11 protein-coding genes are annotated in these 8,523 nt (G+C 51.9%); 10 read left to right on the top strand and 1 reads right to left on the bottom strand.

Going from position 1 to position 8,523, the window contains the following annotated elements; all coding sequences use genetic code 11:
• The 10 genes from ACOI7Z_RS26400 to ACOI7Z_RS26355 form a co-directional block, all read left to right on the top strand.
• On the top strand, positions 1-533 hold a 533-nt coding region (locus ACOI7Z_RS26400; RefSeq protein ID WP_107320948.1), incomplete at its 5' end, for a DUF2726 domain-containing protein.
• Entirely contained in the window at positions 530-838 is a 309-nt protein-coding gene (locus ACOI7Z_RS26395; protein ID WP_004098858.1) for a hypothetical protein, read from the top strand. The genes ACOI7Z_RS26400 and ACOI7Z_RS26395, both read left to right, overlap by 4 nt.
• Before the next feature lie 94 nt (positions 839-932).
• Positions 933-1,490 carry a phospholipase D family protein gene (locus ACOI7Z_RS26390; RefSeq protein WP_020315133.1) on the top strand — a complete coding sequence of 186 codons (558 nt, stop codon included), beginning with the start codon at positions 933-935 and terminating at the stop codon, positions 1,488-1,490.
• 132 nt (positions 1,491-1,622) lie between these two features.
• A complete protein-coding gene (gene repA, locus ACOI7Z_RS26385) occupies positions 1,623-1,877 on the top strand; it encodes a replication regulatory protein RepA (RefSeq protein ID WP_004098862.1) in 255 nt (84 codons plus the stop codon).
• Positions 1,878-2,115: 238 nt separating this feature from the next.
• Positions 2,116-2,193 (top strand): RepA leader peptide Tap, encoded by a 78-nt coding sequence (tap, locus tag ACOI7Z_RS26380; protein ID WP_020323529.1) that lies wholly within the window; start codon positions 2,116-2,118, stop codon positions 2,191-2,193.
• Positions 2,186-3,205, top strand: coding sequence for a plasmid replication initiator RepA (repA, locus tag ACOI7Z_RS26375; protein WP_020314728.1), 1,020 nt, complete (start codon positions 2,186-2,188; stop codon positions 3,203-3,205). The genes tap and repA (ACOI7Z_RS26375) overlap by 8 nt, the downstream gene beginning before the upstream one ends.
• A gap of 1,313 nt (positions 3,206-4,518) precedes the next feature.
• Entirely contained in the window at positions 4,519-5,217 is a 699-nt protein-coding gene (locus ACOI7Z_RS26370) for an NYN domain-containing protein (protein ID WP_020804881.1), read from the top strand.
• A gap of 294 nt (positions 5,218-5,511) precedes the next feature.
• Positions 5,512-6,243 (top strand): HNH endonuclease, encoded by a 732-nt coding sequence (locus ACOI7Z_RS26365; RefSeq protein ID WP_020804880.1) that lies wholly within the window; start codon positions 5,512-5,514, stop codon positions 6,241-6,243.
• 37 nt (positions 6,244-6,280) lie between these two features.
• Positions 6,281-6,559, top strand: a complete 279-nt coding sequence (locus ACOI7Z_RS26360; protein ID WP_020314648.1) for a hypothetical protein — start codon at positions 6,281-6,283, stop codon at positions 6,557-6,559.
• A 317-nt stretch (positions 6,560-6,876) separates the two neighbouring features.
• Complete coding sequence (locus tag ACOI7Z_RS26355) at positions 6,877-7,488, top strand: DUF2913 family protein (RefSeq protein WP_020804876.1); 612 nt, start codon at positions 6,877-6,879, stop codon at positions 7,486-7,488.
• Here the strand turns inward: ACOI7Z_RS26355 and ACOI7Z_RS26350 are convergent.
• The gene (locus ACOI7Z_RS26350; protein ID WP_020314639.1) at positions 7,485-8,438 is read right to left on the bottom strand and encodes an Rpn family recombination-promoting nuclease/putative transposase; all 954 of its coding nucleotides are present in this window, start codon (positions 8,436-8,438) and stop codon (positions 7,485-7,487) included. The genes ACOI7Z_RS26355 and ACOI7Z_RS26350 overlap by 4 nt on opposite strands.
• Positions 8,439-8,523: the final 85 nt, after the last annotated feature.

Raw genomic sequence — 8,523 nt, 5'->3', positions numbered from 1 at the left:
TGAAAGCCCTGGGGATTCGCCCCTCAGAGGCCGAACAGCGATTGTGTCGCCAGCGGGTCTGGGTGGGAAATGACACGCTGATGACACCACGGGAACAACACTTTTACCGGGCACTGCTGAGGCATACCAGCCGTAAGCGCTGGCTGTTATGCCCGCAGGTCCGGGTGGCGGATATTGCCACACTCGCTCCCCACATCCGGCCACGTTCCCGGACCTGGTGGCAACTCTTCCGCATGGCGTCTCAGTGGCACTGCGACGTGGTCATCGTTGATATCCGCACCTTTGCTATCGTTGGCGCGATTGAACTTGATGACGCCTCACATCTGAAAAAACAGCGTATCCGGCGCGATATCCTGCTGGAAGAGGTTCTGAGGCAGGCGGGTATCCCGCTGCTGCGTGACCGGGACTCAGAGAAACTGGTCAGGAGAGTCAGTGAGTTTCTGAAATACCGTGAAGCTGAAACCGACGAAATATCTGCATCCGGCACAGCTTTACCGACAGCGCATACTGAACGCAGGGAGGACGAAAAATGATTGTGCCCGTAGAGGTTGATCGCGATGCGCGGGGCTACTGGACACACCCGGCGTTAATCCGGAGTTGCTGCCAGACCACGCCACAGCTGATGTGGTGGCTGCGCGTCCAGAAGCTGGAGTGCTTCGTGATGAGTATGCGTGACGAGGCTACAGAAGCATTCTGTGCCGGATGGGATGATGGCCCGCCAGACGCTTCTGCATGGGAGCTGGTTCCTCCGCCCGGAAAGGGCTGGTTTCTCGGTTCAGTACATCCACGGGAGGAGGGGCCGGAGTGCTACTGGTTCCGTCATACCACAAAAGCCTGACGCCTCCGCAGGGCGTCGTTGTCCAACCCCGGAGGCGGGAGAAAACCAGTTTCCCCCACCCCCGGCGTTTCTCAAAAACAGTGAAGGAAATACTGTGAAAACAAATCGTACTCTCCGCAAATGGTGTCTGCCCGGGCTGGTCAGCCTGAGCCTGTTCGCCCCCTTACCGGCCGTGTATGCCGCAAGCATCGAGACCGGGTTTTCCCCGGAAGGAACGGGCCTGCAGCTGGTTCTGAAAACCATTACGACCGCACAACAGGAAATCCGGCTGATGGGCTATTCGTTTACGTCTCCGGAGGTGGCCGGCGCGCTGGTCAGGGCCAGGCAGCGGGGCGTGGATGTGAAGGTGGTACTGGACCACAAAGCCAATACCGGCGAGCGCAACAAGGCCAGTCGGGCCGCCATGAACCTGCTGGTCAGCGCGGGTATACCGGTCCGGACGGTGGATACCTACAAGATCCTCCACGACAAAGTGATCATCGCCGATGGCCGCAACACTGAGGTCGGTTCGTTCAACTTTAGTCGCGCGGCCGATCGCGCCAATTCAGAGAACGTGCTCGTCGTGTGGGATGACCCTGTTGTTGCTCAACGCTATCTGCAGCACTGGTCATCCCGCTGGTCGAAGGGAACGGACTGGAAACAGACGTACTGATACCGCCTTAAACGCTCCCCGGACGTAAACCGTGCGCCAACGCGGGTTACGTCCATAAAGTCAGTCGCTGATTTAAGATATCTGTAGTATTCTCTGCGAACGATCCTTTTTTAGATCCTTGAGGAGGCAGAGATGTCGCAGATTGATAATGCAGTAACTTCCTCTTCGAAACCCAAAAGGCCTTACCGTAAGGGGCAACCTTTATCAGTAAGCGAGCGAAAATTGCGCTCTGTATCCAGAAAAAGGGATACGCATAAAGCCGTTACTGTGTTCATACAGAATGCTAAAAAGGCGATGCTGGACGATCTTTGCTCGAAATCCAATATGACTCAGGCAGAAATCATTGAGTTACTAATTGAGCGAGAATCAGAGCAACGGAACAAATAGCAACAAGTCACAATTATTGCTAATAATTAATCCAAGTGCTAGATTACTGATCGTTTAGCAAATTTTGATGGTGGGCCACGCCGTAAGGTGGCAGGGAACTGGTTCTGATGAGGTGTCTACCCGGGACCAGAAAAGCAAAAACCCCGATAATCTTCACCTAGTTTGGCGACTGAAGAAGATTAACGGGGCCTACTTAAACTGTATAGAAGCTGTTGCTCTATGCAGGGAGTATAGTTTTATGCTCAGAAAAGTTCAATACCTGTTTCTGTGTCATTTACTCCTTCCGTGCAACATAAGCGCGGGAAGGTGTGACTGAACAGCACAATCCGCAACACTGGAGTCAGCTGGATACGGAAGAACAGATCCGTTTCTGGCAGGGCATTGATAATGGTCACGTCGGGTCTTTTCTGGTTTCTCCGGAGAAGAAACGTACCCGTCGCCGTCGCGGTGAACATTCCACTAAACCCAAATGCGAAAACCCGTCCTGGTTCCGGCCGCCTCACTATAAGGCGCTGGGTGGCCAGCTGGGGCACGCCTATAACCGTCTGGTGGAAAAAGATCCGGCCACGGGTCAGTGCAGGCTTCGCATGCACATGTCACTGCATCCTTTCTACGTCCAGGAACGGCAGCGCGCGGGGCGCAGATATGCTTTCCGCCCGGAAAAACAACGTCTTCTCGATGCGCTCTGGCCGGTACTGGTCAGCTTCTGCGATGCCGGTAAACACACGGTAGGAATGAGTGTGTCCAGACTGGCCAGAGAACTCAGCCCGAAAGATGCCCGGGGGGAAGTGATTTCCGGTACGGAAGTCACGGTACGCCGGATTTCGGCATTAATTGCCGAGCAGGTCCGCTTTGGTGTACTTGGCGTATCAGAAGAAACTCTGTGGGACAGGGAATCACGGAAGCGACTGCCTAAATACGTCTGGATCACGCCCGTTGGCTGGAAAATGCTGGGTGTTGATTTGATGAAGCTGCAGGAGCAGCAGCTGAAAAAACTACGTGAATGCGAGGAACGTCAGGCGCTCATTAAAGAGGGGCTGTTAGGCGAGCATGAGGAGATTTCTGTTCTGAGGGCGCGTAAACGCTGGTATGAGCAGCGCAGTCGTGAAGCCCTGCAGTATCGCCGTGCAAAAGGGGCCGCACGTAAGCGTGCAAACCGTCTGGCCAGAATGCCCCGCGACCGTCAGGTCTACGAAATGACCTGCTGGCTGAAGAAAACGCTGCCGGCAGATGAGCTCTATGGTTATTCTAAAGATAAACTTGAGCAGCTGGCTGTCCGGCATCTGTACCAGCTGGAGTTGTCACTGAACCCTTCTCCGCCTCATTAGTCAGGCAAATCACAATTTGCGTTAAAAACGGCCCCTCCGGGGCTTTTCGTGCTGGTTTTTTTCAGTCACTGTTGTCAATTCAGTCTGTCTCCGACCTGATTTCACGCTTTTTCTTATGATTTTGCTGCCGTCATGGCCACAGCGCGCATGTGCCTGAATACTTATCCACATAAATCCGCAAACAGATAACATACAGATTCCGGAAACGTATAACGGGAAATCTGCAAAACAGTCTTAACCCAGTTATTAATCCCCTGCATAACAAGCAGCAGGGAGATCCTTTATCTGTGTTACTTCCGTGAACAATCACATTAATGCCTTCGCTCGCAGCGACCGCAAGCGTTCGCGCCGCTCAGAAATTAGGTACCTCCCGCCGCTATACGGCGGGCGAGTCAGCAACCCCTTACTATTTAGTTACATCATTCGGTTAAATCCTCACAAAACCGCGCCAGTGTTGTCCTCTGCATCGCATCAGACACAAGAGACACCAGAAACCTCGCCTGTCACCACCGGAGAACGCTCACGCTTCAATCACATCAGTGCCCACCTGACCGTCACTGAAAAGCGGCGCCCCACCCCGGCCAACGGCCGGGGTAATGCATCGCTTTAAAATGACGGATGTTGTAACTATATTTCGTGGTTGCTGTGGGTGGCGTGGCTTTGGGTTCTGGTGTACACGCTCGTAAGCGGCCCTCACGGCCCGCTAACGCGGAGATACGCCCCGACTGCGGCTCACGCCTTGTCGTGACCACTCCGACCGCGCACAGCAGCTTCTGAATCGTTTTCAGCGGGTTTGGTTGGGCTTAGCAGGGTGGGGGATTATTACGGCTGAAGCCGTAATGCTTTTTTCGTCCTCGCTTCGCTGCGGGGGTCTCCGGCGCAAAGCGCCTCCCATGCGCTGACGCGCATCAAAAAACCGTCACTGGCGTACCCTGAAAATAACGCACGCTCATGCCGGGCAAAGGCGCCTGTGCGGCAATGCCAGAAACCAACCGTTAGTTTTTTTATTAAAAAAATCGGTGACATTGTTCTCTAAACAGGGCCTCTATGTGGTGTAACTTCACCAGGTCGATGCAACGCTATCCTTAATCAAGGGAAACGTTGCTATAATAGCCTGTGTTAATCAATACGTAACAGGACATTTGACTTAACGCAAATAGATGGAAGTAAACTGAATTTACCATTATGTTATTCTTATAATTATGTGTAAATATTTTTATTTGTGCATTTTGGTGTTAACATATGAAATTGAAAGCACTTCATATTAAACTGTACGTTTTATTAGGTTTATGATTTTCAAAAGGTTATATGCTATGTCTGATGAAACAAGTAAGAAACTGGCTGTTTTAATTGATGCTGATAACGCACAAGCATCTTTGTGTAATGAATTATTCTCAGAAGTATCCAAATATGGATTGGCTAATGTAAAACGAGCATATGGGGACTGGACAACAACAAATCTAAAAGGATGGAAAGAACATCTTCACAAACATGCAATTCAACCTATACAACAATTTAGCTATACTACTGGCAAAAACTCTACTGATTCATCATTGATCATTGATGCGATGGACTTACTTCATGATGGGAATTTAGATGGATTTTGCTTAATTTCATCTGATAGTGACTTCACACGGTTAGCCAATAGACTACGGGAAAGCGGCATCATTGTATATGGCTTTGGCGAGGAGAAAACTCCTGATGCTTTCATTTCTGCATGCAATTTATTTATAAAAACAGAAAACTTGAGAAAAACAAAAGCTGCCAAAGATTTCTCTGATGATAAGGACCTTAAAGAATTAATAAGTAATGCTCTGTCCGCAACATCTAAAGATGATGGCTGGTCATTATTGTCTGCGGTTGGGTCTTATATAAATAAGAACGAATCTTCCTTTGATTCCAGAACATATGGCTATGAGAAATTAGGTGGTTTAGTTAAATCATTAACTTATTTAAAGACGGAAACAAGAGAGGTCGGTGGCGTCAGTCATCTATATGTGACAAGTGTTTAAACTGTCGTCATCAATCTTATTCGTCGGACGCACAGCTTCCGCGCCTCACTCAAAGCAGTCAGTCAATACCGCCGAGCTGAATTAAGCTGACTACAATCGTTCAGTCCGGCGTTTAATGTGAGTTTCTCAATCACTCTGGAATGAGTTGGATTTTTGTTAAAATATCAGTGACATTTTCGTTTATCTCATTCGCATTTTCTGTTCAGAACCATGTATTATTTGACGCCAGAGTCGGGATATCAGACTTAAGCATGTAAAATACGTGCCTGGAGCTGAACGGAAACAGAGCAGATAATGAACCGCAAACAATTCATCCAGAGCCGGGGGGCCACCTGTCGTAACTGGACCTGGAGCTGGTCTTTTATCAACCATGACGACCAGCTGGTCATCTTCGGGGCGTGGGACGTTGAGCGTGATCAGGAGCGCGCTGTTATCCTGCGTGAAGCGTGGGAATACAACGCCAGGCTCAGGAAGAACCCCGGCTACACCCAGGCGGTTGAGCATATCGGCTACATCCTCGGGGGATACGACCTGTACACCTTTAACATGGTGCAGGCCACCAGTCCGGATGCGCCGGACGTCGCGGTCATTCAGGATTTCGAACGCCGGCTGGAAAAACGCTTTCTGAGAAAAGAGGGCGCCGTCTGGTACGCTGACTTTACTGCCAGTCCTTATCCCGAAGAGCTGTCCGTCGCCGGTAGCTATATTGAGGGCGCCACAAAATCCATCACCATCAACGCGTATGAACGCGACCCGGCCGCACGGCGGGCCTGTATCGCGTATCATGGTGCCGTCTGTCAGTGCTGCGGATTCGATTTTGAGAAAACCTGGGGTGAGCACGGGAAAGGATTTATCCACGTTCATCATATCCGGCCGCTGAGAACACTCGGACCTGACTATCAGATTGACCCGGTCAACGAGCTGGTCCCGTTGTGCCCGAACTGCCATGCCATGATTCATCGGGGCAATGAGGCAAAGCCGTTGTCCGTTGAGGAATTACGCGCCATGATGAGGCCCTCCGGCTGAATGCCGGCATTTGAAATACTGTTAACCGGAGCTCTGCATGCGCGTTGCTGAACATATCATCCTCGATGCCCTCACTCGCGGAGGATGCATCAAAACCTTCTGGCGTATATCGTCACGACAGGCCGCTGAATCGTCAGCACGGATACCCGAGGGGTATATTCTGGAGTCACCCGGGGAGCGGGAAGATATCGTGCTCAGTCATGCAGACTTTCATGCGCTGGAGAAGCAGCTGGAGCAGAAGGAAACGTGGGAGCAGGTGGTCGGCGTGACCTGTTTTGGTGGGGTAACCTGGCAGCTGAGAGCCGGGTCCGTGTGATGAGTGGCTGAATTGCTGAAATAATTCTTTTATTTCAGCAGTGGCATTCCTGCAGTCCACGACTACAGTCTTCTCACCGGATGCATTGTGTCTGTCCCACACTCCGGGGATTTGCTCCCTTTGACGAACCACAATTGTGTCCGGCCAGCCTTTCACGCTGGCTTTTTTTATGCAATCAGGCACGGTCCCTTCAGAACGCTGTATGGCGCGCCAGTCCCTCCCGTAATGACAGTCAGGCCTGTCTTTTGAACAGGCTTACCTGTCATAATTGTCACTATATTGACTGACCACTATAAGACCAAAGGGAGTGAGTCCGCGTGGCGCTGACACACAAAACAGGGCATCTGGCATGGTGCGCACTTGTCGCGCTGGCACTGGCCAGAAAGGAGCAGGGAGAGCTGTCTCCTGCACAGGAAAACCTTTTTCTCACCCGCTGGCTGGCGACAGCGCTGAAACAGCGGCGATTTCCGCGCGATGTTACACCCGATATCGAATGGTTACTGAATCAGGGGCGTTTGCTGGGTGTGAGAGCAAAACTGGCCGACAAACTGGACTATGTCTGGCGCTCCTGCAGCGGCGAGCTGACTGAACAGAACGACATGTTCCGGCTGACGTATGCGCTGGAAACAGCGAAAGACATGGGCTGGAATTACCGCGTAATGAGCGACAGAGAATGGGCCGGGCGATATGCCTTGGTACTCAATCCTGGAGTAAACGGCGTTTATCTCTTACGGACAAACCTCGATGCCGCTTTTGACGACAATGGCCAGCAGACAAATCCGCTGACAGCACGTCTGACAGGGAGCGTAGCAGGGGTAATGAAGCTGTTAAATCGCTGTGGCTGGCAGGCAGAGCCTGAGTCTGGTGCCTCCCTGCCCCACCAGTATTCACTGATGGCCGGACAGGGAGTGCCAGGAAAGGGGGATTAGTGGCGGATCTGCGCCAGGTCTTCTTCCGTCAGACCGGTCACTTTCATGACAGTATTGCGGTCAATGCCGTTCTGCAGCATGGTACGGGCAATTTTAAGAGTAGCTTCGCGCTCGCCTTTTTCAATACCACGTTGTTCACCCAGCTGGATGCCCTGCTCGATCCCCTGCTGGATACCCTTCTCAATACCTTTTTGCTCGAGCTGTTGTGCGATCGTCATGAGGGCGTCTCCGTGTTGCGGCACACGCTGTGCCAGTTCGCGTACAAAGGCTTCGGCGTCCGATGTTTCACCTGCCTGCACGATATAGTGTACCAGCGATACTACCTGTGATGAAGACAGATATCCGGCCAGCAAAATGGGCGCCAGGCGGTCAACCAGTTCAGCGAGATCGCGCTGATGAATATGTTTCTGCAGCAAGGTCAGGGCAGCCATACTGCGATGCCCGGCGATTTCATCATCCGGAATGACCGTGACGTCTACCAGCGGGAAAGCGCTGCTGTAGAGTGTTCCGGCCAGAATCGGGTCGTCAAACTCATCCAGCCAGCGGGTGGAGTACGGATACGGGCTGCGTTTACCGGTATAGAAAAGGACCGGTATCACCAGTGGCAGCTTCTTATGGCCAGCTTCCAGGTGTCGCTGCATGGCGGCCACCGCATAGCGTATCAGGCGAAAAGCCATATGTTTGTCGGGTGAGGACTGATGCTCAATGAGCACGTGAACGTAGCCATCCCCGGCGGTAGTTTTCAGGCTGTAGAGAACGTCGCTGAAATACTGGCGGAGATCATCCTCAATAAACGAGCCGGATTCCAGTTTCAGTGTGCTGAGGTCGCAGATGGCCTGCAGCTCTGCCGGGAGGTGCAGCTCCATGAAATCCCGGGCAATATCCGGTTGCGTCAGAAACTGCCTGAACGTAGCATCGTGAGGAGTGGGTGTGCTGTTTTTCTTCTTCATCAGCCCTGGCTCTGAAAATTGACCCGGATATGCTATCACAGGCACGAGCGGCACATAATGGCCTGGCGGATGATGATGTTTTTCT

It is taken from the genome of Klebsiella sp. C283, from assembly GCF_048822555.1.
Classification (GTDB): domain Bacteria; phylum Pseudomonadota; class Gammaproteobacteria; order Enterobacterales; family Enterobacteriaceae; genus Klebsiella; species Klebsiella quasipneumoniae.
The sequence above is the reverse complement of the archived record's forward strand: the minus strand, read 5'-3'. Positions and strand labels throughout refer to the sequence as shown.

Coding starts and splice junctions, on each gene's coding strand:
- ACOI7Z_RS26395 (WP_004098858.1), top strand. CDS start 530: ATGATTGTGCCCGTAGAGGTTGATCGCGATGCGCGGGGCTACTGGACA.
- repA (WP_004098862.1), top strand. CDS start 1,623: ATGTCGCAGATTGATAATGCAGTAACTTCCTCTTCGAAACCCAAAAGG.
- tap (WP_020323529.1), top strand. CDS start 2,116: ATGCTCAGAAAAGTTCAATACCTGTTTCTGTGTCATTTACTCCTTCCG.
- ACOI7Z_RS26370 (WP_020804881.1), top strand. CDS start 4,519: ATGTCTGATGAAACAAGTAAGAAACTGGCTGTTTTAATTGATGCTGAT.
- ACOI7Z_RS26365 (WP_020804880.1), top strand. CDS start 5,512: ATGAACCGCAAACAATTCATCCAGAGCCGGGGGGCCACCTGTCGTAAC.
- ACOI7Z_RS26360 (WP_020314648.1), top strand. CDS start 6,281: ATGCGCGTTGCTGAACATATCATCCTCGATGCCCTCACTCGCGGAGGA.
- ACOI7Z_RS26350 (WP_020314639.1), bottom strand. CDS start 8,438: ATGAAGAAGAAAAACAGCACACCCACTCCTCACGATGCTACGTTCAGG.